The following is a 313-nucleotide window of genomic DNA, read 5'->3' on the forward strand; positions in this document are numbered from 1 at the left end:
ATTGATGAATATTATGCCGCTCAGCACACGACGGTCGTCAACGCGTGGCTTGCCGTGGGACTTCGGGAAATAGGGTTTCAGACGCTCCATCTGCGCGTCAGTCAGCCAGAAAAGGTTGCTCATGGATCAGGTCTCCTTGCAGAGCCTGAATCACGCGAACAGCCCTAAATCAATGGGTCTGGAGCCTAGGGTCAGGACTCATTTTGGCAGCCAAAAGATGACGATGGCGGCGATGCAGATGGCGGAGAGGAACAGGTCTCCGCATCTGTCGTAACGGGTTGCGATACGCCGCCAATCTTTCAAGCGGGCAAAG

The 313-nt window shown here is 55.0% G+C and carries 2 pseudogenes; both read right to left on the reverse strand.

The annotated features are described in order from the left end of the window. Positions 1–123 (reverse strand): annotated as a pseudogene (locus IT41_RS19330) (IS5/IS1182 family transposase); the annotation flags it as partial. Positions 124–198: 75 nt separating this feature from the next. Continuing rightward, positions 199–313: pseudogene (locus IT41_RS21215) on the reverse strand (IS5/IS1182 family transposase); the annotation flags it as partial.

The organism is Paracoccus halophilus (assembly GCF_000763905.1).
Classification (GTDB): domain Bacteria; phylum Pseudomonadota; class Alphaproteobacteria; order Rhodobacterales; family Rhodobacteraceae; genus Paracoccus; species Paracoccus halophilus.